Source organism: Listeria kieliensis (assembly GCF_003369925.1).
GTDB classification, from domain to species: domain Bacteria; phylum Bacillota; class Bacilli; order Lactobacillales; family Listeriaceae; genus Listeria; species Listeria kieliensis_A.
This window is the reverse complement of record NZ_LARY01000002.1, coordinates 699,813-724,778: the sequence shown is the minus strand read 5'-3', so window position 1 is coordinate 724,778 and position 24,966 is coordinate 699,813. Positions and strand designations below refer to the sequence as shown.

Below are 24,966 nucleotides of genomic sequence, written 5' to 3'. Positions count from 1 at the left end.
ATGAATTTTATAAAAACTCAGTCATTGAAATAACTGATCCAAAAGGATTACAAGAAAATTCAATATCTAGTTGAACAATTTAAAACAATTAAAAAACAATCACTTTTTGTCAATGGTTTAAGGATATGAAAGTGATGAAAAAACTTAGAGTTCACAAAGTTGTCAAATTCATCTTTTTTTATTATCATATGAATATAGAAAACGAGGTGCCTGGTGAGAAAGTATGAATCTCTGTTTTCTGTAAATCAAGACTAATTTTGTTGCACAGACAGCTAGGTTGAAAAGCTGAGCAACTAGACTTAAGGTGGTGAAGAAAATGGAAATTACAGATGTGAGATTACGTAAAGTATTGACAGATGGAAGAATGAAAGCTATTTCTTCAATCACAATTGACGGAGAATTCGTTGTACATGATATTCGTGTCATCGATGGAAATGATGGGCTTTTTGTAGCGATGCCAAGCAAGCGGACTCCTGATGGGGAATTCCGTGACATTGCGCATCCAATTAACTCGGATACGCGTGCGAAAATTCAGGAAGCAGTTATTGCTGCTTATGACGTAGCAGAAGAACCAGTTGCAGTTGATGGAAGCTCTGAAAGTGAAGAAGCTGCGGCAGAATAAAGAAATCCCCTTATTTAAAGGAAATGCGGCGAGATATGGAACAGAGAGGGGATTAAATCTGTTACCGAAAGAAAAATCGCAAACCGCATCTTTGGCTAAGGGCATTAGGGATAAGGAGTGACGAGAGAATGCAAGTAACAGATGTTAGACTTCGTCGAGTGGAAACTGACGGAAGAATGAGAGCAATTGCTTCAATCACATTAGATGAGGAGTTTGTCGTACACGATATTCGTGTGATTGACGGAAACAACGGTCTTTTTGTAGCAATGCCAAGCAAACGCGGTGTTGATGGGGAATTCCGTGATATTGCACATCCAATTAATTCGGATACACGTGGTAAAATTCAAGATGTAGTTCTTGCAGAATACGAACGTGTTGGTGAAGAAGAAGCAAATGCTGCGTCAGAGGAATCTGATCCAGAATCTGCTGAATAATATGATGATCAAATGCTAGGACTATCGCCTTTTTGGCGATAGTCCTTTTTGGTTTCGCTCTTTTTTTAGCTGGGTGGCTATGTTATAATGGAGGAAATTGTTGAAATGAGGTTCTGATGTTGCAAATGCTCCAGAAAAAGAAATTGAAGGATACAAAAACTTCTTTAGAGAAAACCAAAACGAAATTTCAATTTTTTACAAAGCAGCGAACAAGGACAAAAACAAATTGACTGTGCTTTCCGTGAATAGGAAGGCTTTTTTGCGTGAATAAGAACCATTCTGGGGTTTCTTGAAAAAAACGTGATTTTACGGTATGATTCATAGTGGTAGATTAGTGATAATTGGGGGTTCTGAAAGATGACAAAACAGTATGCTGTTGTTTTGGCGGCAGGTCAAGGAACGCGAATGAAATCGAAACTTTATAAAGTTTTGCACCCAGTATGTGGTAAGCCAATGGTTGAACATGTAGTGGATCAAATTAGACGTTTAAATGTTGATAAAATCGTAACAATTGTAGGCCATGGTGCAGAAGACGTTCGTACGCATCTAGAAGGAAAAAGTGAATTCGTCAAACAAGAAGAACAACTAGGTACAGCTCATGCTGTTTTACAAGCTGAGGAACTGCTTGCAAATTTAGATGGCACGACGATTGTGGTTTGTGGGGATACGCCATTAATTGAAAGTGATACGATTGGTGCGCTAGTTAAGTACCACAGTGAAAAACGTGCTAAAGCAACAATTTTAACAACGACGCTTGATAATCCAACTGGTTATGGTCGGATTATTCGTGATGATCTTGGTATTGTTGAAAAGATCGTCGAGCAAAAAGATGCAACGGAAAAAGAGCAACGCGTGCAGGAGATCAATACAGGAACTTATTGCTTTGATAACCGCGCGTTATTTAATGCGCTCTCGAAGGTGTCGAATGATAATGCGCAAGGTGAATACTATTTGCCGGATGTTATTAAGATTCTAAAAGATGAAGATGAAGTCGTTGCCGCTTATCGGATGGCTAATTTTGAAGAATCGCTTGGCGTGAATGATCGTGTGGCACTTGCTGAAGCTGCGCGCTTGATGCGTCACAGAATCAATGAACGGCACATGCGAAATGGCGTAACGCTCATTGATCCAGCAAGCACATATATTGATGTAGACGTTGAAATTGGGCAGGATACGGTGATTGAAGCTAATGTCACGCTACGTGGGAAGACGAAAGTCGGATGTGACTGTGTGATTTCGAATGGCTCTGTTTTTGATAATGCTGAAATTGGCGACCGTGTACACGTGCGTAGTTCTGAAATTGAGGATAGCAAAGTGGAAGATGATGTTACAATTGGGCCGTTTGCTCACCTTCGTCCAGGTTCGGAAATTAAAACGGGCGTGAAAATTGGGAACTATGTAGAGACGAAAAAAGCGGTGATCGGAGAAGGTACGAAATTGCCTCATTTCATTTATATGGGCGATGCCGAGGTTGGCAAGAATGTCAATGTTGGCTGTGGAACGATCTCGGTGAACTATGATGGGTTTAATAAGTTTAAGACAAAAATTGGCGACAATGTATTTGTGGGATGCAATTCGAATCTCGTTGCGCCAGTTGAGATAGCGGATAATACGTATATTGCGGCAGGATCTACAATTACAGATGACGTGCCAGAAGATGCACTTGCGATAGGAAGAGCGCGCCAAGTGAATAAAGCAGGCTATGTGAAAAAAATTCGCGCAAAGCACGATAAGTAAGGAAAAGGGAGTCCCGGTTTCTAGCCGAGAGAATAAATTCATTTATCATTTTATAAATTAGTGGAGGCTGATTATGTCAAACGATTATTTTGATCCAAAGTTGAAAATTTTTGCACTAAACTCGAATCGTGCGTTAGCGGAAGAAATTGCGAAAGAAGTTGGGATCGAACTAGGGAAATCAAGTGTTACGCATTTCAGCGATGGTGAAATTCAAATCAATATCGAGGAAAGTATCCGTGGCTGTCACGTTTATGTAGTTCAATCAACGAGTTATCCTGTCAACCAAAATCTGATGGAGCTACTCATCATGATTGACGCATTAAAACGAGCTTCGGCAGCAACGATCAATATTGTTATGCCTTATTATGGTTATGCACGTCAAGACCGTAAAGCGAGAAGTCGTGAACCCATTACAGCTAAACTCGTAGCCAATTTAATTGAAACGGCTGGGGCGACAAGAATGATCACGCTTGATATGCATGCTCCGCAAATCCAAGGATTCTTCGATATTCCGATTGACCATTTGAATGCTGTTCGCTTATTAAGTGATTATTTCAGCAATCTTGGGCTATCAAGTGAAGATATCGTGGTCGTTTCACCAGACCATGGTGGCGTAACACGTGCACGCAAAATGGCAGACCGTTTGAAAGCGCCGATTGCGATTATTGATAAACGTCGTCCACGTCCAAATGTGGCGGAAGTGATGAATATTGTTGGGAATGTAGAAGGCAAAGTTTGTATCTTAATTGATGATATCATCGATACAGCAGGAACGATTACACTTGCGGCTAATGCGCTTCGAGAAAGTGGCGCAACACGTGTTTTCGCTTCTTGTACGCATCCCGTACTTTCAGGCCCAGCAATGGAACGAATCAGTAATTCTCCAATCGAGAAATTGGTTGTAACAAATTCAATTGCAATGCCAGAAGATAAATGGATTGATAAAATGGAACAACTTTCAGTTGCGCCACTGTTAGGTGAAGCAATTGTTCGCGTTCATGAAAATGAATCGGTAAGTTCTTTGTTTGAATAAAAAGCAGTTTTTAGGGCTGTGAACCAAGTTTTAAACTTGGTTCACAGCCTTTTTTGTTAGGGAAGGGCTCATTGTTTTATGAAAAAACAGTTTTTATGTGATTGTAAAAAGAGAGTTTGAGTTGGGATAAACTACAACTTTCAGGTTGAAAAATTATTATTTCACATAAAAGTCAAAATGTTAGGGTGTGAATGAAACAAAGTTCCAGTAATATCTTAGTTATTTTGAGTTAAAATGGTAAATATACGACAATATGTGATTTTTATTGTGATTGTGGATAGCATTAGAAAGTAGGGGGAGACGAAGTTCATGAAGAAATGGTTAGATGTATTAATTGGTTGTATAGGTTTGTTTGCGATTGGTGTGTTCATATTGAGTTTTTCTCATGTTTTTGCTGAGAAGGATCAATCTGATTCATTGCTAATTTCTTCAAATGTCGGGAAAGTGGCAGTGAATTCGCCATTTGAAATTACTATACAAGATAAAACGAATAGTTTAGAGAAAGTATATGTCCCGATCACTGAAGGTCTGGCTTATCAAGAGTTAAAACAAGGTAATGCAACGATAACAAATGATTCTGTAAATCACCAGCTAATCATAGAATGGAAGAAGAATCAAGAACATAAAGTTGTTCTAGGTTTCACTTCTTCAAAACCTAAAACGGTCTCTCTGCAAGCGGTTGATGATGCTAATAATACTTCCAATAGCGTTTCTATTGTCGTTCAAAAAGAAGAAAAACATGCTGAGAATCCCCCTTTTTCTAATCGCGCAGCTTATTCCATGCTAGAGGGGCTCACTCCTCCTGATAAATCACCTTATGGTACAATTATGGATGCCAAAGGGCAATATGTATCGGGGAAAGAAGTTCAAAAATCAAGAGAAATCATACCACTTATTCACTATGGAAGTATTTCTGCAGCAAAAGATATAACTGTAAATGGAGGTCCTCCACCATTTCCGCAGACATTTAATAGATTTCCTGTCGGTACGGTTTTAAAAGTTAATAATGTAGGGTTTCATAACGGAGAACCATGTGTATTAGCGATTAAGACCCTCCTTCCTAATATGTCTCTAGATACTTTCTCGAATTTTCCGATGACTATGTCAGCGATATTGGATCCAGTAGAATTTTCTGTTGAAATTTGGCTGGAGGATGGGAATGGAAATGAAATTAAAGATCCTGGGATTACTATTTTACTTCCAATGCAACTTAGAATTTCAACTTTAAGTGATGGAGCGAATCGAAACGTTATAACGCAGATCTCAGACAAATCGGCTGTTAATAATATTCTCGCTAGGGATGCTACCATAACAGGAGCTGGTGAATCCTTTTTAGATCCTATGGGTAACAGTTATCAATTTGTGAGCCGAGAAAGGTCGAAAATGGATTATAATATCCTTTATAACGCATCTCAACATTTACGTGTTTCTGGTAGCTTGAGAGATAACGACGGGAAGCTAGTACCATTTAAGGACCATGAAGACTTTTTATACTATCAAAGACTATTTTCGTCCAATAGTAATGATTTAGTTCTTATGTTGCCCTATACAGCGCCTACTATTGAACCAATGAAAAATGAAAAAACTGTTAAAGCTGAATTTAATATTGGGCAATCATTGATCACTCAAAATGCTGCGATGTATCCTGATTCGTTTTCGGTTGATTTTAATATGGGAGATTTGGTGAAGAATAATCAATTATACGCTATTCGGGTAGTAGATAGTAGCAAAAAAGCGGTAACATCAAGTAAAACATTTGATGCTGAGACTAATACATTCCATGCGGAATTCACAAAGTCCACCATGTCTCAACTTAAAAATAATGAGCTATCTATAACAGGGAGCTTTGATTTAAATACAGATGCACCTGATTTGATTGATACATTTCAACCTGATGGCTTTTTCCATATTCCGATTGAAGCGGTAAACAGTGATCAACCAGATTTGAAAGTGAAAGGTGAAACGCTGGTCAAAATGCCGGCTCCAACAGCTACGCCTGTTCCTCAAGTGGTTTCTCTACACTCGAGTCCAGAAGAGTTAGACCCATCCGATTTAGTGACTGATTTAAAAAGTATCTTACCACAAGACAAGATTAAAGTTATCGGGATTAAACAAAAAGAAAAATTTGAAACACTTGGAAGTACAACTGTTGACGTAGTTATTGAAAGCGAACTTACTCATGTACAGGGCGTTATTACAGTACCAGTTGAAGTTGAAACGGGGAGTTTGAGCTTTGAAAGTGCACCGAAGAGCATTGATTTTGGAACTGTGCAAATTGGGCCAGCTCTAGTAGATGTGCCAGTAAAAGAAACAGTAAATGATTTAGCTGTTCAGGATACACGATTTTTGGGGAAATGGGAACTAGGGGTTAGAGTTAGCAAGCCTTTAACAGGTTTGGTTCACAAAAAGCCGCTAGGCCAACTTTTTTACCTAACAGATGATGCAAAGATACCTCTCTCAAATCAGTACCAGCCTGTGGTAGGTGGTGGCTATACAGGGAGAAAAGAACCGTTCAATGTTTCTGGGGATTGGAATGAAAAACACGGTTTGATTTTAGAAATTAAACAAGGAGAAGCTTTGCGCGAAAAATATCAAGGGGTAGTAATTTGGAGTTTGCGTGATGTGCCTGCATAATTCTTAAGAACACATGAATTTATAAATATAAAAGCACAGTAATTGTGACAAAAATAATTTATTCCTGATAAAACGGATGCTAATAAAATTAGTATCTGTTTTGTCAGGATTTTTTTATGTTAAAGATAAGTTCTTGTTAAAGTAAAAACAGCGGTGCCTCAGTTGATTCTAACTAAAGTATAAAGCAAGAGTTAGTAAAAGAGATTTTGGTAAAAGATTAGCTTCTTAGTAGCTATATTAAAAAAATGGATATGGGATACAAATTATGGCGCAGTAAAATAATAATGGTGCTAGGTATTTATTTTAGATTTGCTTGGAGTATTTAGTAGCCATTTCGATCTTACAAGAAAAGTAATCAAGTATTGCTGCTAACTGTAAAGGTGGTGTACTTTTAATCTTCTTCATAATCATATTTTTTTGCATGGAATAATCCCATACATAATAAATAAAAAACTCCTCAACTTTCCTAAGCGACTGGAAAGGAGGAGCTTTTAAGATTAATCAACCACAACGGCTGTGCCAGAAGCTGTGACCATTAGCATACCATTATCAGAACCAAGGACTTCGTAATCAATGTCAACGCCGATAATGGCGTTTGCACCAAGATCTGCAGCTCGTGCTTCCATTTCTGCGATCGCTTCTTCTCGTGCATTGATCAGTTCTTGTTCATAGCCTTCAGAACGGCCGCCGAAGAAGTTTCTTAACCCAGCTCCGATGTCCTTCATAAAATTAACGCCCGTAATTACTTCGCCGAATACAATTTTTTTATACTCGATGACTTGTTTGCCTTCTACATTTGGGGATGTTGTTGTAATCATTAGAAAACCTCCTTTTCTTCAAGTGTACTTGGGTTTTGACTGTTCGTCAAAAGTGGATCTCATTTTGATCGTTTGATTGAAGTAGCTTCTGGTTCGTGTTTTCCATATGTTGGTATAAAATCAGCTCCATGATTGCAATTGTGGAAATTCGTGAAGTCATATCGAGGTTGTTGATTTCGATTTCATCAGTGAAAATATATAAGTTAATGTCGCTCATGTTCTGGATAATATTGTTGTCGGCGCAAGTAATTGAAATAAGCAGGGGAGAATCTTTACGTGCTTTCAGTCGCTGCGCTGTTTGAACAAGCTCAACGTCGTGTCCAGCATAAGTTAAGATAAAAACCATGTCTTCAGTGCCGATGTGCGGTAAAATGGCTTGGCGATACTGATAATCCTCAGGGAATTCGACCAGAAAGCCATTCATCGTATAGAGATATTTGACATATTCAGCGGCGTGTTTGCTTAAACCTTTGGCAAAAAAATAAATCCGAGGTTTTTGTTCAAGCTTAGTTGTGATTTGTTCTAATTTGGAAGGCTCTAGGACTCGAACCGATTCAATAATATTTTTCAAATATTCTTCGCGGTAATCCTTCTGCTTAACGACAAAAGGAGGAGATTGAATGTCGGGTTTTCTGGATTCTGTGAATTTTAAAACAGTTGTAAATTCACTGTAGCCTGTGAATCCGAGTTTGCGTACGAAACGCAGGAAAGTAGTGGTAGAAACAAAACATTCCGCAGATACTTCTCGAATGCTTTGGTTTTTGATGCGTTTCATGTTCTTAACAACATAGTCGAATAAGATCCGTTCATTTCTTGTTAAGTTAGTGATGGACCTGCTAGCGATTTCAAAAAAGTCCATAAATTCCATCCTTTCCATGTGACGTATTGAACGATTTCCCGTAAATTGTATCATATATTTGCGGTTCGATAAACTCCCAAAAAACAACAAAAAAAGCGAAACTTAAGCTTGGAAAGCCAAAGTTTCGCTTTTGCTTTTATCAATCAGCAGTAATTACAGTTCCCGATCCATTTGTAAGGAAGTTCTCGATATTTTCTAGTGATGTAATAACAGCGCGACTTCCGGGACGGCTTTTGACAAATTCAATTGCTGCTTCGATTTTAGGAAGCATGCTCCCTTCAGCAAACTGCTTTTCTGCTTTCCATTTTTCGAGTTCAGAAACAGTAACCTGCTCCAATTTTTCTTGGCTCGGTTGATTGAAATTCACAAAAACATGATCAACCCCTGTTAGAATGACAAATAAGTCGGCTTCTACCATTTCGGCAAGACGCAGGGAGGCAAAATCTTTATCAATGACCGCTTCAACGCCGGTGAATTCACCGTCTTTTTCGACAACAGAAATGCCTCCGCCACCAGCCGAGACCGTAACGACACCGCTTTCAACCAACTTTTTGATCGCTTCATGTTCTTTGATATAAAGAGGTTTTGGCGATGGAACGACCTTGCGATAGCCGCGCCCAGCATCTTCAACGAACACCGCACCCGTTTTTTTCGCCTCGAGATCGGCCTCTTCTTTGGAAAGAAACGGACCAATAGGTTTTGTTGGGCGAGAAAACGCAGGATCATCTTTATCAACGATGACTTGCGTAACAAGCGACACAGTTTCCTTTATCATTTTACGCTTAGCAAAGGCGTTATCAAGTGAATTTTGTAACCAGTAACCAATGCTACCTTGAGTCATTGCAACACAAGAATCAAGTGGCATAGCTGGGTTTTTCACGGAATCACTTTCCTGCTGCTGGATGAGCAAGTTGCCAACTTGAGGCCCGTTGCCATGGGAAACAATTAATTCATCTCCATTTGCTACAAATTGAACAAGATGCTCTGCCGTTTGATCTAACGCTTTTTGTTGCGCATGGGCACTAGCATCATCCGAAAGAATGGCATTTCCGCCAAGCGCAACAACAACTTTTCTATTTTTCATAAAAACTCCCTCGCAATCATCCTTTAGGAACTTGTTGAGTAATGCAGTGGATATTTCCGCCGCCGAGTAAGATTTCACGTGCTGGAACGCCCACTACTTCGCGATCTGGATATAGTTTTGCAAGCGTTTCGCGCGCCAAGTCATCATGCGGGTCACCAAACAGTGGGAAAACAATCCCGCCATTCGCTGCATAATAATTGATATAACTTGCCGCAAGACGGTCGCCTGCTTCACGTGGAAGAGTTCCATCCACAGCATCAACGCCGCGACTTTCTTCTTCCGTAATCAAGATAGGCTTCGGAACAAGAAGTTTATGCACTTTCAATTTGCGACCCCTTGCATCCGTTTCGCTTTCCAAAATATCAAGACATTCCTTCGAAATTTCATATTGCGGATCCGTCGTGTCATCCGTCCAAGCAAGCGCCACTTCGCCAGGTGCAACATAGTTCAAAATGTTATCCACGTGGCCATTTGTTTCATCCAAATAAATCCCGCGTTTCAACCAAATGATCTTTTCGAGATTCAAATATTCCTTTAAAATTTGTTCAATTTGTGCTTTTGAAAGCTCAGGGTTGCGGCCTTCTGAAAGCAAGCATTCTTCCGTTGTAATCAGCGTGCCTTCACCATCTACATGGATGGAGCCGCCTTCAAGGACGAAGTTTTCCAAGCGGTAGCGGTCGGCAGATTCGAGTTCGGCCACTTTTTGCGCCACTTGATCGTCTTTATCCCAAGGGAAATAAAGTCCGTCAACAAGTCCGCCCCAAGCGTTGAAAGTCCAATCCACGGCGCGGATTTCTTCCTTGTCGTTTTTCACAAAAGTAGGCCCACAGTCACGGATCCATGAATCGTTATTATCAATTTCAACAGTACGCACATAATCAGGTAGCATATGACGAGCGTTGCTATATTGTGTGGAAGAAACACCTACGGTTACAGGTTCGAATTTGGCAATTGCCGTTGCGACCGCTGTAAATGCTTCTTGTGCAGGTTTAGCACCGTTGCGCCAGTTGTCTGGACGTTCGGGCCAAAGTAAGTAACAACCGCGATGTGCTTCAAATTCGCCGGGCATTCTGAATCCATCTTTTCTAGGAGAACTATCTAAAGTTTTCAATCTTTTTCATCCTTTCTATTTCCCTTCCGTTTACCTGCCATGTGAATACAAATTTCACCCACAATAAAGGCGGCGACAGCCCCGATTAAAATAGGGATTTTTTCGTTTAGTTCAGCCGCGGAACCGTTTAGCGGTACAGCTGAAAAGACCAGTGTAATCACAAGAAGTACAACAGGAACGTACGTAAATAAATGCAAGAGCACTTTTCCGCCAAATACTTTGAATGGACGAGGTCTGTCTGGATCGATTTTCCGAAGTTTTAAGAAAGCTGGGAACATCATAATGTAGGAAGCAAGAAGCGCGACCACATTTAGCGCAAAGAATGCCCAGAAAATATTTTCATTTGGAATGAGTGGTGCAATAATGATGAGCACTGATGCGACAACACCATTTAAGATACTTGCGCCGACCGGCATTTCGTTTTTCTTATTTTGGATGCCAAATACGCGAGGCAAGTCGTGGTTTTTAGCAGCATACATTGCGACATAGTTGACGCCAAGTGCCCACGAAATCAAGTTAGCAATCAAAGTGTACATAAACATGATCCCAATCACAATAACAAACGGATTGAGTTTACCGACAAGCATAATGAAGCTGTCGATCATGCCGCCTGATGTAGATAGTTGTGACGTTGGGATTGCAGCGCCCATTCCGAATGCTGCAAATAAGTAAAAGAATGCAATTAAGATACCACCGATGATAATGGCTTGCGGAATTTGTTTCTTTGGATTTTCCATGTCGCCAGCAAGCGTTGTGACAACTTCGAATCCAAGGAAGTTAAATAAGATAATCGAGATGAAAGACAAACTATTCAAGTCGAAACTTGGTAAGAGCGCCTTTCCAGAGAAGTCATTGGCAAGTCCTTTTGTGACAGCGAAGTAAACGCCCAGAATGCCAAGGCTTAACATGATGAATACTTTACAAAAAGCTGCTAAGTTTAAAATCCATTTGCTATCGCTGACTGGGTAACAACTGATGAGCACAACGACCCAAACGAATAATAACTGAATCAAGATGGAAACTGGTGTGCTAAGGTGTAACTTGAAAATTTGTGTAGCTACTTCCATGAATAGTACAGCAAGGCTTGCCATCCAGATTGGATAGTTGATCCAGTAGAGCCATGCAACGCGGCCGCCCCATCTATTTCCAAATGCCCGTTTCACCCAGTCGTAGATGCCGCCTTCGTCATCGTAAGTGGTTCCTAGCTCAGCGGAGATGAGTCCGTAAGGGAGGAAGAACAAAATGAGCAAAGCGATCCACCAGAAAAATTGGGAGGAGCCAATTGCGGCAGCTGGAGCAGCAGATTCGACGACTAAGATCACGCAGACAGCCATGAGAACAGCATCAAACAAACGAAACTTTTTCTTTTTCAAAAAACCCACTTCCTCTTTTAATGGGAAGAAGAAAAATTCTTCTTCCCGGATGGTTTGTTAGTTGTGCTTAGTCAACGTAATTTCTAAGGAGTTTTTGGATATCAGCATCGAATTTTGTGCAAGTTGCTTCTTCAGCGTAGTTCAAATAAGGTTTAAGGAAGTAAACAAGAAGTGAACGCATAGCTGTTAAGCGGTTTTCTGCTTCGTCAAGGACGATTGAAAATGGTGCATCAAGCACTTCGTCAGTCACTTCTTCACCACGTGTTGCTGGTAAGCAGTGCATGAATTTAACATGAGGAGCTGCTTTTTTCACTAGATCCATATTGACTTGGTATTTTGGATAGAAGACTTTCATTCTTTCTTCTTCAGAAAGTTCAGCTTCATAAAGGCCGTACCACACATCGGTATAAATGAAGTCAGCATCTTTAAGCGCTTCATCAGCGTCTTCTGTGACTAATACACTACCGCCGGAAAGTTCGCAGTTTTTGCGTCCAATTTCAAGATGGTGTTCTTTAAGTTGGAAACCTTTTGGCCCAAATTGGACGAAATCCATACCAAGTTTGGTAGCCATAAACATGGTTGAAGCACAAACCTGTGTAGCATCGCCAACAAAGACGATTTTGCAGTCTTCAATTCGTTTACCTTCAGGCAAATGTTCAATCATTGTAATCGCATCCCCAAGTTCTTGCGTTGGGTGGTTATAATCACTCATTCCATTAATAACAGGAATTGTGGCATCTTTAGCGAGAGCGACAACGGTGTCGTGACGTTCAACGCGTGCCATTAGGATATCAACAAGACGAGATAAAACGCGAGCTGTATCGCCGACGCTTTCGTGTCCGCCGAGTTGGATTTGACCTGGAGCGAGATATTGAGCATGTCCGCCAAGTTGGGTCATCGCCGTTTCAAAGGAAACACGAGTCCGAGTGGAAGATTGTTCAAAAATCATGCCAAGCGATTTATTGCGTAAAATAGGTGGATAATAGCCATTTTTAATCGCTTCTTTTAGTTTTAATGCTAAATCAATTAAGTACACAACTTCTTCTTTTGTAAAATCATTTGTATCAATGTAGTCTCTTTTTTTAATCATTCGTTTTCACCTCAAAAATAAGTTTGGGAATCGCACGGGCATACTCGAGTATTTCTTTGCCACAGCAACATCATAGTATATGCCTGTTTGTTTGGAAATGCTTTTTAAAGCTTTAAAAACGAAGAAAAAAAGATTGTAACCTGTTACATTTTGAGTAACAAAGAAACAAATTGGCTCTCTTGAAAGTGGGAAGTTCTATTTGGGCAGGAAAATGGTGAGGGGCTATGCTAATTTGTAAAATAATACACTGTATTTTATGAAGTAGAAACGTATTGGTTTATGATACACTAGCAGTTTCTTGTTAAAAAAGCATTTGAAAAGGGCTATAGAACAAGATTCTATTTTCAATACACTAAGTTGGCACGGAACTTGCGATATATTATTTAGGCGAAGTTGCGGTGAAAATGGAAGCGGTAAAACTTTTTATTGCGCAGCTTTAGTAGAAGGATTTGAAAACTTGAAAGGGGGCGGTGAAAAAAGGGAGAGCCGTCTTCTGAGCAGGAAGCTATCTGAAACTAACTAGCTCGCCTGTTTAGGAAAATAAATTGAACTTTTTAGGAGGTAAAAAAATGGTAGGAATTATCCTCGCGACCCATGGGGAATTTGCTGCAGGGATCTTACAATCTGGTTCTATGATTTTCGGAGAACAAGAAAATGTTAAAGCCATTACTTTGATGCCGAATGAAGGCCCAGATGATGTTAGAGCGAAAATGGAAGAAGCCATTTCTAGCTTTGACAATCAAGATGAAGTACTATTCTTAGTTGATCTTTGGGGAGGTACTCCATTTAACCAAGCAAATAACCTATTTGAAGACCACAAAGATAAATGGGCAATCGTGGCAGGGCTTAACCTTCCGATGCTGATCGAAGCTTATGCTTCTCGCTTTACGATGGAATCAGCGCAAGAAATTGCTGCACATATTATCGAAACAGGTAAAGAAGGTATCCGTATCAAACCGGAAGAACTTGAACCGAAACAAGAAACGGCAGGAGAAGCTTCGGCTGATGCACAACCAAAAGAAGCGCTTGCGCCTGGAACAGTTGTTGGCGACGGAAAAATCAAATTCGTTTTAGCGCGGATTGACTCTCGTTTGCTTCATGGTCAAGTTGCAACGGCTTGGACAAAATCAACACTTCCAAACCGAATCATCGTTGTATCAGATGCAGTTTCAAAAGATGATCTTCGTAAAAAACTAATTGAACAAGCTGCGCCTCCGGGTGTTAAAGCAAATGTTATTCCAATTAGTAAAATGATCGAAATCGCGAAAGACCCACGTTTTGGAAACACAAAAGCGCTCTTGTTGTTTGAAAATCCAGAAGATGTGTTGCGTGTTGTCGAAGGTGGCGTTGACATTGAAGAAGTGAACGTTGGCTCGCTTGCACACTCCGTAGGGAAAGTCGTTGTAAGTAAAGTTCTTTCAATGGGACAAGAAGACGTCGAAGCTTTCAAGAAACTGAAAGAAAAAGGTGTGAAATTCGATGTGCGTAAAGTTCCGAATGATTCACGTGGAAATATTGATGAGCTTTTGCAAAAAGCAGAAACAGAATTGAAAAAACAATAGAAGTAACGCAAATAAAAAAGTAGGAGGTCAATTATGACTATAATATCAATGATTTTAGTAATAGTTGTTGCCTTTCTTGCGGGGATCGAAGGGATTTTGGATGAATTTCAATTCCATCAACCGCTTGTGGCATGTACGTTAATCGGTTTAGTAACTGGTAACTTAACAGCGGGAATCATTCTTGGGGGAACTCTTCAAATGATCGCGCTTGGTTGGGCAAACATTGGAGCGGCTGTGGCTCCCGATGCGGCACTTGCGTCCGTTGCGTCAGCAATTATTTTAGTATTAGGCGGACAAGGTGTTAGCGGGATCCCTTCTGCGATCGCTATTGCGATTCCACTTGCAGTAGCAGGTCTTTTCTTAACAATGATCGTTCGTACGTTAGCTGTTCCGATTGTTCACTTGATGGACGGTGCAGCGGAGAAAGGGAATATTCGTAGAATTGAATGGCTTCACGTTGGAGCTGTGTGTATGCAAGGTTTGCGTATCGCGATTCCTGCTGCAGCACTTCTTTTCATTCCAGCACATACTGTACAATCGTTCCTAGAATCTATGCCAGCTTGGTTAACAGATGGTATGGCAATTGGTGGGGGCATGGTCGTAGCCGTTGGTTATGCACTTGTTATTAACATGATGGCAACAAAAGAAGTTTGGCCATTCTTCATCCTTGGTTTCGTACTTGCAGCAATTTCTGAACTTACACTTATCGCGCTAGGAGCAATCGGTGTCGCACTTGCACTCATTTATCTACAACTTTCCAAAATGGGTGGCAGCTCAAATGGCGGCGGAGGCGGCGGAAGCAGTTCCAATGATCCGCTCGGCGACATACTAAACGATTATTAATCTGGAAAAAAGGAGGAAAAGAAAATGGCAGAAGAAAAAATTGAATTAACGAAACGAGATCGCCTGAAAGTCGCTTGGCGTTCAACGTTTATCCAAGGATCTTGGAACTATGAACGTATGCAAAATGGCGGCTGGGCATTCTCGATGATTCCAGCAATCAAAAAATTATATAAATCAAAAGAAGATCGTTCTGCGGCGTTAAAACGTCACCTTGAGTTCTTTAATACTCACCCATACATTGCTTCTCCTATTCTTGGGGTAACGCTAGCACTGGAAGAAGATCGTGCAAAAGGTGCTCCAGTTGATGATGTAGCAATCCAAGGGGTTAAAGTTGGTATGATGGGGCCACTTGCTGGTGTTGGTGACCCTGTATTCTGGTTTACGGTTCGTCCGATGCTTGGTGCGCTAGGAGCTTCGCTTGCTATGAGTGGAAACATCCTCGGACCAATCATTTTCTTCGTTGCATGGAACATTATCCGTTGGGGCTTCATGTGGTATACGCAAGAATTTGCTTATAAAGCTGGTTCTAAAATTACGGAAGACCTTTCTGGTGGTTTGCTGCAAAATATCACAAAAGGTGCATCGATACTCGGTATGTTCGTGCTCGCCGGACTTGTTGAGAGGTGGGTTTCAATCAAATTTATGCCAGTTGTCTCTAAAGTTAAATTAGATGATGGTGCGTATATTGATTGGGACAAACTTCCAAAAGGTGCTGCGGGAATTCAAAAAGCCCTCGAACAGCAAGATGCTGGTTTATCGCTTACGAAAGTCAAGGTTACGACTTTACAAGATAACTTGGATAATTTGATTCCTGGACTTGTTCCGCTACTTCTTACATTCTTATGTATGTGGTTGCTTAGAAAGAAAGTCAGCCCGATCATCATTATCCTCGGTCTATTCGTTGTCGGTATCCTAGGACACGTAATCGGACTTCTATAAGAAACTTTTTGGCAGGTTTGTTCTGCTTGAGAAATATAGAAGCTCGCTTTGAGCGGTTGGTGATTCGTTGCATCAGCCGCTTTTTTATTGGCTTCTTGAAAAAAGAAACGTATAATGAAATGAAATAAGTAATGAGAAATGGAGCGAGGCTAATTGGTTCAATCGATCAATACGAAAGTCGACCTAACGGAGGATGCCACTGCATTTACCGGACTGACAGATTACGGGAAAATCATGATTGGTGACAAAGGATTTGAATTTTTCAATTCGCGAGATGTACGTAAATTCATTCAAATTCCTTGGGAAGAAGTGGACCAAGTTATCGTTTCAGTGATGCTGAAAGGGAGATGGATTCCACGCTTTGCGATTAAAACAAAGCGTAATGGAACATATACGTTTTCAGCTAAGAAACCAAAACTAGTACTTCGTGCGATTCGAGTATATGTTGATCCGGCTAATATGGTCCCTTCGCAAAGCTTTTTTGATGTCATTAAACGAGCTTTTCGGTCTAAATTTAAGAAGAAAAAATAAAAAAGCACAAAAAAAACAGACCAAAATTTTTGGCCTGTTTTTTTGTGGGTAAAACTCAAACTTCTTTCATTGCGTCATCAAGCACTTTTTTCAGTGTATCTGCAGAAGCTTTCATTTTCGCTTGTTCTTCTTCGGTTAATTTCATTTCCACAATGTGGCGCACGCCGCGACGGTTAACAACTGCTGGAGCACCGATGTAGATATCGTTTAAGTTATAATGACCATCTAGGTAAACAGAAAGAGGCAAGATCGCATTTTCGTTGTTTAAAATAGCTTGTGTGATACGTGCAAGTGCAGCAGCGATTCCGTAGAATGTAGCGCCTTTCTTATTAATGATTTCATAGGCGGCATCACGAACACTTTCGAAAATCGTATCCATAGCGCCTTGTTCGTCTTCTTTAATCCATTCGGAGATTGGAAGTCCACCAACGGTTGTATGGCTCCAAGCTGGGAATTCAGTGTCCCCATGTTCACCAAGAATGTATCCGTGCACGTTTCTTGCATCGACTTTAACATAATCAGCAATCGAAGAACGGAAACGAGCTGTATCTAAACTTGTTCCAGAACCAATAACGCGTTCTTTTGGAAGTCCAGAGAATTTCCAAGTTGCGTAAGTTAAAATATCAACTGGGTTTGAAGCGATTAAGAAGATGCCATCAAAGCCGCTTGCCATGACTTCATCAATAATTCCCTTCATGATTTTGATATTGCGGTTTACTAGGTCAAGACGAGTTTCACCAGGTTTTTGCGCAGTACCAGCTGTGATAACAATTAGATCGGCATCGCCGCAATCGCTATAATTAGCGGAATAGATTTTCTTCGGTGTAGAGAATGGGACAGCGTGGCTAAGGTCGATAGCGTCTCCTATCGTTCTATCTTTATCGATGTCGATGATACCAAATTCTTGTCCGATTCCAAGGTTAACGCATGCAAATGCATAACTAGAACCTACAGCGCCATCACCAATCAAAATAATTTTTTGGTGGTCTTTAATCATACAACTTCCTCCTTAGAAAACTTTTTACTAACACAGTATAACACTTTATTACAGTTTGTGAAACTATGAACGTCCTTAATTTGGAAATTTGTACTAATGAATTTTTGTAAGCGCTATAATACAGTTTGTAATCCTTTTCATTCCAAATAATGATGCGAAAAATTTTGAGAGCTCGAAAAATTGCGATACAATAGAAGCGTAATAACAAAGTTTCACACTAGTTTTTGTTTACCATTAATTATGGGAAGATAAACATTTTGTTTAAAAACAAACAAGTGGGGTAAACTTTAGTTGTTAAAGAATACAAATTGAATGAGTGGAGTGGATTTTTTATGGCAACGACATTAGAAGTTCAAAAAAGAGATACGAAACCGCATTCACAAGTGACAGAAGTACGTGAATCTGGACGTATCCCAGCGATTATTTATGGTTATAAAACTGAAAACGTTCCTGTTTCGGTTGATGGACTTGAATTAATCAAAGCGGTACGTGAGCACGGAAAGAACGCAGTATTCGCTGTAAATGTTGGCGGCTCAAAATTTAATGTGCTGCTACATGAATATCAAAAAGATCCTATTAAAGATGAAGTTATTCACGTTGATTTCCTTGCTGTTAATATGAGCGAAGAAGTAGAAGCTGAGGTTCGAGTTGACCTCGTTGGTGAATCTGTTGGCGTAAAAGCTGGCGGCGTATTGCAGCAAATTCTATATGAAGTAAATGTGAAAGCGACTCCAGATAAACTTCCAGAATCGATTGAAGTCGACATTTCAAAACTTGAAATTGGTGATTCACTTGCCGTTAGTGATCTTCAAGCTAATCCTAACTATGAAGTGATGACAGATGGTGAAGAAGCTATTCTGACGATTGCAGCACCACGTGTTGAAGAAGAAGCAGAGGCAGACACTGCTGCTCCTGAACCAGAGGCTGCTCATGGAACCGCTGAAGAACCAGTTGAATAATATTACCAAAAAACAAACGTGAAAGCGTGATGCCATAAGGCATCACGCTTTTTTTGCGAAATGGCGGAAACTTTAAAAACGACTAGAATCATGTTATAATCAAACAAATAATCATTACAGAGTGAAAACCAGTTCGCGAAATGAAGTGGTTTTATTGAGCGGGGAGAATAATAATGAAGATGGTTGTAGGGCTCGGTAATCCCGGGAAGAAATATGAACGAACAAGGCATAATGCGGGCTTTATGGTGGTAGATGAACTGAGCTTTCGCTTTCAAACACCGTGGAAAAGCACAAAGTTTAACGGAATGATCAGCACTCCGATTATTAATGGAGAGAAAGTTATGCTTGTGAAACCGTTAACTTTTATGAACGCATCTGGAGAATGCGTACGCCCACTTATGGATTATTATAATATCGCAGTAGAAGATTTGATTGTTGTTTATGATGATCTAGATTTACCAATTGGTAAAATCAGATTGCGGCAAAAAGGAAGTGCAGGTGGGCACAACGGCATGCGTTCGCTGATTGCTCATTTGAAGTCGCAAACGTTTGACCGTATACGCGTGGGGATTGATCGCCCAGAGCACGGTGAAATCATTCACTATGTATTAGGAGACTTTAGCAAAGCTGAACAGCCAGAAATTATTGCTGCGATTAAAAAAAGTGCGGATGCGATTGAAGATGCTGTGAAATTGCCATTTATTGATGTTATGAATCGTTATAATTAAGCATGCTTAGCCGGGTTTCTGAACGCCCAATTAGCATGCTGCCTTACTCGTTTCACAAAGAAGGAATTTTCAGAAAAAGAAGCCAGATTGGATTGAAGGAGAGGATCGTTTTGAAGGGCTTGAAACAGCTAATCTACGACCAAAAAGAAATCCGCGACATTGTGAGCGCGGTTGCAAATAAAAAAGAATCTCAGCTTGTTACGGGACTTTCAGGGTCAGCACGTGCGCTTTTTGCAAGTGTCATCGAGAATGCGACGAAACGACCGGTACTTTTGATTACACATAATTTATACCATGCACAAAAGTTATATGACGATCTTTTATCGTTGATGGATAGCGATCGTTTATTTTTATATCCAGCCGATGAACTCATTTCTTCGGAGCTAAGCGTTTCTAGTCCAGAGCTCCGCGGGCAACGTGTTGAAGCACTTAATTTCTTGCTTTCGAAGCGACCTGGAATTGTGGTTGTGCCCGTTTCTGGACTGAGAAAGTTACTTCCGCCCGTTTCGCTTTGGGAAAAATATAACCTTCGTTTAGTTCAAGGAGAAGAAATTGAGCCAGAGCAGCTGAAAGAAAGCCTTGTGACAATGGGATATTCTATGAGTGGCATGGTCAATACACCTGGAGAGTTTAGCGTCCGTGGTGGAATCATTGATGTTTACCCGATTACAGAGGAATACCCGATTCGAATTGAATTGTTTGATACAGAAATCGATTCATTGCGTTATTTTGATGTGGAAACGCAACGTTCGCAAAATAAAATTGAAGAGTTCCAAATTTTACCTGCAACGGAAATTTTGCTTGAAGCCGCTTATTTCCCAGATATTGTAAAACGATTGGAAAAAGGGCTTTCGGATACACTGGTCAACATGAAAAATCCTGAAGACAAAGAATCGCTTGTAAATAATATTGAAACGGATCTTGAATTGTTACGTTCTGGCATCAAGCCAGATTTGTTTTTTAAATATATTGGTTTAGCTTATCCAGATCCGGCGTCGCTATTTGATTATGCTGCAGAAAACGCGGTGCTCGTTTTAGATGAATTTGCGCGTATCCAAGAAACAGACGAGGGTTTAGAGCGAGAAGAAGCGGAGTGGCAGACGGAAACACTTAGTCGGTTAGAAACTGTTCGTGACGTGAAGCTCGGGCACCACTTTCATGACTTAATGGAAGAAAATCGTTCGCCGAAAATTTATTTAACTTTGTTCCAGAAAACTCAAGGGAGTCTCCGAGTTTCCAAGACGACCAACTTTGTTTATAAACAAATGCAGCAGTTTCACGGGCAAATGTCGGTGCTGCAAACCGAAGTGGCGAGCTGGCACAAAAATAATTATGCAGTTGTGATTCTTGCGCCAACGCTCGAGCGTGCGGAAAAAATGCAACAGACGCTTGCGGATTATGATATGGAAAGCGTTGTGTTAAAACGCGAGGAAGATGTCCCGAAATATGGGGTCATCCAATTTGTGATTGGTAGTTTCCAAAATGGCTTTGAATTGCCACTTTCAAAAGTTGCGATCATTAGCGAAACAGAATTGTTTAATAAGCAAGTGAAAAAGGCGAAAAAACGCCAAAAACTTTCGAATGCAGAACGAATCCAAAGTTATTCAGAACTTAAAGTGGGCGACTATGTCGTTCACGTTAACCACGGGATTGCGCGTTACGTTGGGATGGAAACGCTTGAAATCAGCGGCGTACACAAAGATTATCTGCTACTTGTTTATCAAGGGGAAGATAAACTGTTTATTCCAGTCGAACAACTTGACCTTGTGCAAAAGTATGTTGGGGCAGAAGGAAAAGCGCCGAAACTCAATAAACTCGGCGGAAGCGAATGGAAACGCGTGAAGACGAAAGTAAAAGCATCCGTGCAGGACATTGCGGATGATTTGATCAAGTTATATGCGGAGCGTGAAGCTGAACAAGGATTTGCCTTTAGCCCGGATAGTGATATGCAACGGGAGTTTGAAGATTCCTTCCCGTATCAAGAAACGGATGACCAACTTCGGTCGATCAAAGAAATCAAAAAGGATATGGAACGAATTCGCCCAATGGACCGATTGCTTGTTGGGGACGTAGGTTATGGGAAAACGGAAGTAGCGCTTCGGGCTGCTTTTAAAGCAATGATGGACGGGAAACAAGTTGCTTTCCTAGTCCCGACGACGATTCTTGCCCAGCAACATTATGAAACGATGAAAGAACGTTTTCAAGGTTTCCCGATCAACGTTGGTTTGCTTAGCCGTTTCAGAACGCGAAAAGAACAAAATGAAACCATAAAAGGCCTTGCAAGTGGGACAATTGATATTGTTGTTGGGACGCACCGCTTGCTTTCAAAAGATGTTAAGTACCGGGATTTAGGCTTTCTTGTTGTCGATGAGGAGCAACGTTTTGGTGTAACCCATAAAGAAAAAATCAAGCAAATTAGATCTAAGATTGATGTGCTTACTTTGACAGCAACGCCAATTCCACGAACACTTCATATGTCGATGATTGGCGTGCGCGATTTATCGGTGATCGAAACACCACCTGCCAATCGTTTCCCCGTTCAAACTTATGTGACTGAGCAAAATAACGTTTTAGTACGCGAAGCGATTGAACGTGAACTGGCGCGTGACGGGCAAGTTTATTATCTTTATAATCGCGTCGAAACGATTTTGAAAAAAGCAGATGAAATCAGTGCGCTTGTTCCAGATGCACGTGTTGGCGTTGCTCATGGGCAAATGACAGAATCCGAACTAGAATCCGTTATTTTAAGTTTCCTTGAAGGCGAATATGACGTGCTCGTTACAACGACGATCATCGAAACCGGCGTGGATATTCCAAACGTGAATACCCTTTTTGTACAGGATGCTGACCGAATGGGGTTATCGCAGCTGTATCAATTGCGCGGCCGTGTTGGGCGTTGGAACCGAATTGCTTATGCTTATTTCATGTATAAAAAAGATAAAGTTTTGCGAGAAGAGGCAGAAAAACGACTTCAAGCAATTAAAGAATTTACAGAGCTTGGTTCTGGATTTAAAATTGCAATGCGTGACTTGTCTATTCGCGGGGCGGGGAATATCCTTGGGGCTCAGCAACATGGCTTTATTGATTCTGTCGGCTTCGATCTTTATTCGCAAATGCTGAAAGATGCTATTGAAGAAAGAATGCCATCAGAAGAAAAAGAAGAAGTGGCTCCCGTTGAAATTGACATCCAAGTTGATGCTTACATTCCTGAATACTACATCACGGATAGTCGCCAAAAAATTGAAATGTATAAACGATTCCGCAATGTGACAAGTGAAGAAGAACTCGAGACGCTTCGGAGTGATATGATTGACCGCTTCGGTGAGTATCCAGAAGAAGTGGAGTATTTGTTTGGTGTGACGGAACTTCGGATTCTTGCACTGCTAGATGGAATCGAAGTTATAAAAGAAGAAGGCAAGAAAATCATCTTGATGTACTCAGATGAAGGAACGAAGCGAGTTCGCGGAGACGTTGTGATGGAAGTAGTAGGTGAGTTTGGACGCGCTATTGGTGTTGGAATGGACGGTGCGGCGCTAAAACTCACGATGAACATCCAAAATAAAGCCTTACAAGAATGGCTTTTCACTACTAAAGAACTGCTTAAAAAACTTGGAAATGCTGTAAAAGAAGAAGAATCCGCTGACAAAGCCTAGAACTAGGTAAGGAAAAAGCGAGAAAGGCGGCGAATCATGGCAGAACGCTCAATTAAAAATTTAATGCATGGCGCTTTACTGTTAACGCTCGCCTCGCTTGTTTCTAAAATTTTAAGTGCCATTTACCGCGTGCCCTTTCAAAATTTAGTTGGAGACGTTGGTTTTTATATTTTTCAACAAGTCTATCCAATTTATGGAATAGCGATGACGCTTGCTTTAGGTGGGTTCCCAGTTGTGGTATCGAAAATGATGGCCGAAGCAGAACACGACCTTCGTAAGCAGCGAATTATCTTGCAATCCATATATCGAACACTTAAAGTGCTCTGCTATAGCTTATTTGGGATCCTTTTCCTTGGAGCTGGTTTATTTGCGAGTTTAATGGGAGACGGCGAACTTTCTAGCCCAATTCGAGTCATCAGCCTAGTTTTCTTGCTTACCCCACAACTTGCCTTTTTACGAGGTTATTTTCAAGGACAAGAAGACATGCGCCCGACAGCCGTTTCACAGACCGTCGAACAAATCATTCGCGTGTCGATCATTTTACTTGGCTCGTGGCTTGCGCTTCGCTTTGGTAAAAGCCTGTCAGAAACCGCCAGTTTTGCGATGAGCGGAGCCGTATTTGGCGGACTTGCTGCCGTATTTTTATTGCGCTATTTTTACAAGAAACGACTATTAGAGGGCGGACTCAAAATTTGGGGAGCTTTCCCGAACAAAACAGAAAAGAAGGGGATCGGCCGAGAATTCTTACGACAAAGCCTTGCCATTTGTACCGTTAGCGCGATGCTCATTTTGTTCCAGCTTGCAGATTCCTTCCAAGTTTACCGCTTGATGGCAGAAAGCGGCATCCCGGAACTCACTGCAAAATCGCTTAAAGGGATTTACGATCGGGGCCAGCCAATCCTGCAACTTGGGCTTGTCCTCTCATCTGGCTTAGCGCTTGCGCTTGTTCCGATGATTACCGCGGCTCGAGTGAAAAATGAGCGGAGGCAATTGGAACGCTCTGTGAAGCTTGCCGTAAAACTCACTTTGATTCTCTCGGGTGCCGAAACAGTCGGTTTGATCATCATTATGCGGCCGCTCAACCAGATGCTGTTTGAAACAAGCGACGGGACTTTCGTCTTGCAAATGTTCATCCCGGCTGTGCTACTCAGCTCGCTTATCATTATGACGAGCAGTATCCTTCAAGGCTTTGGCAAGATTGCAGTTCCCGCTGTTGCCGTTGTCGTGGGGCTTGCGATCAAGATCCTTTTCAACTCATGGCTTGTTCCCGAATGGTCAACACTGGGTGCCGCAATTTCCACATCAATCGGACTTCTTGCAATTTTGCTTATTTGCGGCTATGCTTTAAAGCAAAATCTACGGGTCGGCTTCATAGCGCCGCATGTTTTGCTAAAACTTGGATTGGCACTGCTATTCATGTGTGTCATCCCAGTTTGCTGGGAGCTTTTCATCCCATTTGGATCCCGTTTAGGTAGCGCGGTTCAGGCGATTGGGGGAAGCCTTTTAGGCGGACTAGTTTTTCTATTGTTTACATTACGATATCGATTGTTAGAAGCTCAAGATTTTGTCTATCTGCCATTTGGATCGAAACTTTATGGACTGAGTCGCAGAGTGATTAAAAAATAATAAAGGTGGAATGAAGATGGCTCAAGTTATGCGCTTGGATAAATTTTTGAAGGTTTCAAGACTGATTAAACGGCGAACTGTCGCGAAGGAAGTGGCAGAAAAAGGTCGGATCATGATCAATGGAACTGTCGCAAAACCAGGAACCAATGTAAAGCCTGGCGATGAACTTGTCATTCGTTTTGGACCTAAGACGGTGACGGCTGTTGTAGAGCGCTTAGAGGAAAATGCGCGTAAAGAAGCTGCAACAGAAATGTATAAAATTGTAAGCGAAGTACGAAATGATCAAGAAAATGGAGAAAGCGGTCGCTAATGTGGCCGTTTTTTCTTGTGAAA

At 41.1% G+C, this 24,966-nt stretch carries 21 protein-coding genes; 14 read left to right on the top strand and 7 right to left on the bottom strand.

Annotated elements, in window-relative coordinates; genetic code table 11:
- Positions 1-316 precede the first annotated feature (316 nt).
- The 5 genes from spoVG (UR08_RS09330) (at position 317) to UR08_RS09310 (ending at position 6,460) form a co-directional block, all read left to right on the top strand.
- Positions 317-622 carry a septation regulator SpoVG gene (gene spoVG, locus UR08_RS09330; protein ID WP_115753377.1) on the top strand — a complete coding sequence of 102 codons (306 nt, stop codon included), beginning with the start codon at positions 317-319 and terminating at the stop codon, positions 620-622.
- Positions 623-750: 128 nt separating this feature from the next.
- Positions 751-1,056, top strand: coding sequence for a septation regulator SpoVG (spoVG, locus tag UR08_RS09325; protein WP_115753376.1), 306 nt, complete (start codon positions 751-753; stop codon positions 1,054-1,056).
- 357 nt (positions 1,057-1,413) lie between these two features.
- A complete protein-coding gene (glmU, locus tag UR08_RS09320) occupies positions 1,414-2,793 on the top strand; it encodes a bifunctional UDP-N-acetylglucosamine diphosphorylase/glucosamine-1-phosphate N-acetyltransferase GlmU (protein WP_115753375.1) in 1,380 nt (459 codons plus the stop codon).
- 73 nt (positions 2,794-2,866) lie between these two features.
- Positions 2,867-3,826: a ribose-phosphate diphosphokinase gene (locus UR08_RS09315; RefSeq protein WP_115753374.1), complete on the top strand. Its 960-nt coding sequence runs from the start codon at positions 2,867-2,869 to the stop codon at positions 3,824-3,826.
- Between the two features lie 309 nt (positions 3,827-4,135).
- The gene (locus tag UR08_RS09310) at positions 4,136-6,460 is read left to right on the top strand and encodes a hypothetical protein (protein ID WP_115753373.1); all 2,325 of its coding nucleotides are present in this window, start codon (positions 4,136-4,138) and stop codon (positions 6,458-6,460) included.
- A 497-nt stretch (positions 6,461-6,957) separates the two neighbouring features.
- Here UR08_RS09310 and UR08_RS09305 read toward each other — a convergent pair whose 3' ends face one another.
- From UR08_RS09305 to ptcA, 6 genes are all read right to left on the bottom strand, one after another.
- Positions 6,958-7,278 carry a putative heavy metal-binding protein gene (locus UR08_RS09305; protein WP_115753372.1) on the bottom strand — a complete coding sequence of 107 codons (321 nt, stop codon included), beginning with the start codon at positions 7,276-7,278 and terminating at the stop codon, positions 6,958-6,960.
- A 46-nt stretch (positions 7,279-7,324) separates the two neighbouring features.
- Positions 7,325-8,137, bottom strand: coding sequence for a MurR/RpiR family transcriptional regulator (locus UR08_RS09300; protein ID WP_115753371.1), 813 nt, complete (start codon positions 8,135-8,137; stop codon positions 7,325-7,327).
- Between the two features lie 139 nt (positions 8,138-8,276).
- Positions 8,277-9,221 (bottom strand): carbamate kinase, encoded by a 945-nt coding sequence (gene arcC, locus UR08_RS09295; protein WP_115753370.1) that lies wholly within the window; start codon positions 9,219-9,221, stop codon positions 8,277-8,279.
- A gap of 16 nt (positions 9,222-9,237) precedes the next feature.
- A complete protein-coding gene (gene aguA, locus UR08_RS09290) occupies positions 9,238-10,332 on the bottom strand; it encodes an agmatine deiminase (protein ID WP_115753369.1) in 1,095 nt (364 codons plus the stop codon).
- Positions 10,329-11,705: an APC family permease gene (locus tag UR08_RS09285; RefSeq protein ID WP_115753368.1), complete on the bottom strand. Its 1,377-nt coding sequence runs from the start codon at positions 11,703-11,705 to the stop codon at positions 10,329-10,331. Before UR08_RS09285 ends, aguA begins: the two co-directional genes overlap by 4 nt.
- A 67-nt stretch (positions 11,706-11,772) precedes the next feature.
- A complete protein-coding gene (ptcA, locus tag UR08_RS09280) occupies positions 11,773-12,795 on the bottom strand; it encodes a putrescine carbamoyltransferase (protein ID WP_115753367.1) in 1,023 nt (340 codons plus the stop codon).
- 569 nt (positions 12,796-13,364) lie between these two features.
- On the opposite strand from ptcA, the gene UR08_RS09275 reads away from it, so the two are divergent.
- The 4 genes from UR08_RS09275 to UR08_RS09260 all read left to right on the top strand — a co-directional run bounded on the left by UR08_RS09275 (position 13,365) and on the right by UR08_RS09260 (position 16,670).
- Positions 13,365-14,357 (top strand): mannose/fructose/sorbose PTS transporter subunit IIA, encoded by a 993-nt coding sequence (locus UR08_RS09275; RefSeq protein WP_115753366.1) that lies wholly within the window; start codon positions 13,365-13,367, stop codon positions 14,355-14,357.
- Between the two features lie 33 nt (positions 14,358-14,390).
- On the top strand, positions 14,391-15,200 hold the full coding sequence (locus UR08_RS09270) for a PTS mannose/fructose/sorbose transporter subunit IIC (RefSeq protein WP_115753365.1): 810 nt from the start codon (positions 14,391-14,393) through the stop codon (positions 15,198-15,200).
- 24 nt (positions 15,201-15,224) lie between these two features.
- Positions 15,225-16,139 (top strand): PTS system mannose/fructose/sorbose family transporter subunit IID, encoded by a 915-nt coding sequence (locus UR08_RS09265; protein ID WP_115753364.1) that lies wholly within the window; start codon positions 15,225-15,227, stop codon positions 16,137-16,139.
- A gap of 153 nt (positions 16,140-16,292) precedes the next feature.
- Positions 16,293-16,670 (top strand): DUF956 family protein, encoded by a 378-nt coding sequence (locus UR08_RS09260; protein ID WP_115753363.1) that lies wholly within the window; start codon positions 16,293-16,295, stop codon positions 16,668-16,670.
- Positions 16,671-16,725: 55 nt separating this feature from the next.
- Here UR08_RS09260 and UR08_RS09255 read toward each other — a convergent pair whose 3' ends face one another.
- On the bottom strand, positions 16,726-17,664 hold the full coding sequence (locus UR08_RS09255; RefSeq protein ID WP_115753771.1) for an L-lactate dehydrogenase: 939 nt from the start codon (positions 17,662-17,664) through the stop codon (positions 16,726-16,728).
- Positions 17,665-17,999: 335 nt separating this feature from the next.
- On the opposite strand from UR08_RS09255, the gene UR08_RS09250 reads away from it, so the two are divergent.
- The 5 genes from UR08_RS09250 (at position 18,000) to UR08_RS09230 (ending at position 24,943) form a co-directional block, all read left to right on the top strand.
- The gene (locus tag UR08_RS09250) at positions 18,000-18,626 is read left to right on the top strand and encodes a 50S ribosomal protein L25/general stress protein Ctc (protein WP_115753362.1); all 627 of its coding nucleotides are present in this window, start codon (positions 18,000-18,002) and stop codon (positions 18,624-18,626) included.
- 173 nt (positions 18,627-18,799) lie between these two features.
- The gene (gene pth / locus UR08_RS09245; protein ID WP_115753361.1) at positions 18,800-19,354 is read left to right on the top strand and encodes an aminoacyl-tRNA hydrolase; all 555 of its coding nucleotides are present in this window, start codon (positions 18,800-18,802) and stop codon (positions 19,352-19,354) included.
- A gap of 110 nt (positions 19,355-19,464) precedes the next feature.
- Positions 19,465-23,007, top strand: coding sequence for a transcription-repair coupling factor (mfd, locus tag UR08_RS09240; protein WP_115753360.1), 3,543 nt, complete (start codon positions 19,465-19,467; stop codon positions 23,005-23,007).
- A gap of 36 nt (positions 23,008-23,043) precedes the next feature.
- A complete protein-coding gene (locus tag UR08_RS09235) occupies positions 23,044-24,633 on the top strand; it encodes a polysaccharide biosynthesis protein (protein WP_115753359.1) in 1,590 nt (529 codons plus the stop codon).
- A 28-nt stretch (positions 24,634-24,661) separates the two neighbouring features.
- Positions 24,662-24,943: an RNA-binding S4 domain-containing protein gene (locus tag UR08_RS09230; RefSeq protein ID WP_277619993.1), complete on the top strand. Its 282-nt coding sequence runs from the start codon at positions 24,662-24,664 to the stop codon at positions 24,941-24,943.
- Positions 24,944-24,966 lie beyond the last annotated feature (23 nt).

What these genes read in the sequence shown, in the direction of transcription:
- spoVG (WP_115753377.1), top strand. Translation starts at nt 317, where the DNA reads ATGGAAATTACAGATGTGAGATTACGTAAAGTATTGACAGATGGAAGA.
- spoVG (WP_115753376.1), top strand. Translation starts at nt 751, where the DNA reads ATGCAAGTAACAGATGTTAGACTTCGTCGAGTGGAAACTGACGGAAGA.
- glmU (WP_115753375.1), top strand. Translation starts at nt 1,414, where the DNA reads ATGACAAAACAGTATGCTGTTGTTTTGGCGGCAGGTCAAGGAACGCGA.
- UR08_RS09315 (WP_115753374.1), top strand. Translation starts at nt 2,867, where the DNA reads ATGTCAAACGATTATTTTGATCCAAAGTTGAAAATTTTTGCACTAAAC.
- UR08_RS09310 (WP_115753373.1), top strand. Translation starts at nt 4,136, where the DNA reads ATGAAGAAATGGTTAGATGTATTAATTGGTTGTATAGGTTTGTTTGCG.
- UR08_RS09305 (WP_115753372.1), bottom strand. Translation starts at nt 7,278, where the DNA reads ATGATTACAACAACATCCCCAAATGTAGAAGGCAAACAAGTCATCGAG.
- UR08_RS09300 (WP_115753371.1), bottom strand. Translation starts at nt 8,137, where the DNA reads ATGGACTTTTTTGAAATCGCTAGCAGGTCCATCACTAACTTAACAAGA.
- arcC (WP_115753370.1), bottom strand. Translation starts at nt 9,221, where the DNA reads ATGAAAAATAGAAAAGTTGTTGTTGCGCTTGGCGGAAATGCCATTCTT.
- ptcA (WP_115753367.1), bottom strand. Translation starts at nt 12,795, where the DNA reads ATGATTAAAAAAAGAGACTACATTGATACAAATGATTTTACAAAAGAA.
- UR08_RS09275 (WP_115753366.1), top strand. Translation starts at nt 13,365, where the DNA reads ATGGTAGGAATTATCCTCGCGACCCATGGGGAATTTGCTGCAGGGATC.
- UR08_RS09270 (WP_115753365.1), top strand. Translation starts at nt 14,391, where the DNA reads ATGACTATAATATCAATGATTTTAGTAATAGTTGTTGCCTTTCTTGCG.
- UR08_RS09265 (WP_115753364.1), top strand. Translation starts at nt 15,225, where the DNA reads ATGGCAGAAGAAAAAATTGAATTAACGAAACGAGATCGCCTGAAAGTC.
- UR08_RS09250 (WP_115753362.1), top strand. Translation starts at nt 18,000, where the DNA reads ATGGCAACGACATTAGAAGTTCAAAAAAGAGATACGAAACCGCATTCA.
- pth (WP_115753361.1), top strand. Translation starts at nt 18,800, where the DNA reads ATGAAGATGGTTGTAGGGCTCGGTAATCCCGGGAAGAAATATGAACGA.
- UR08_RS09235 (WP_115753359.1), top strand. Translation starts at nt 23,044, where the DNA reads ATGGCAGAACGCTCAATTAAAAATTTAATGCATGGCGCTTTACTGTTA.
- UR08_RS09230 (WP_277619993.1), top strand. Translation starts at nt 24,662, where the DNA reads ATGCGCTTGGATAAATTTTTGAAGGTTTCAAGACTGATTAAACGGCGA.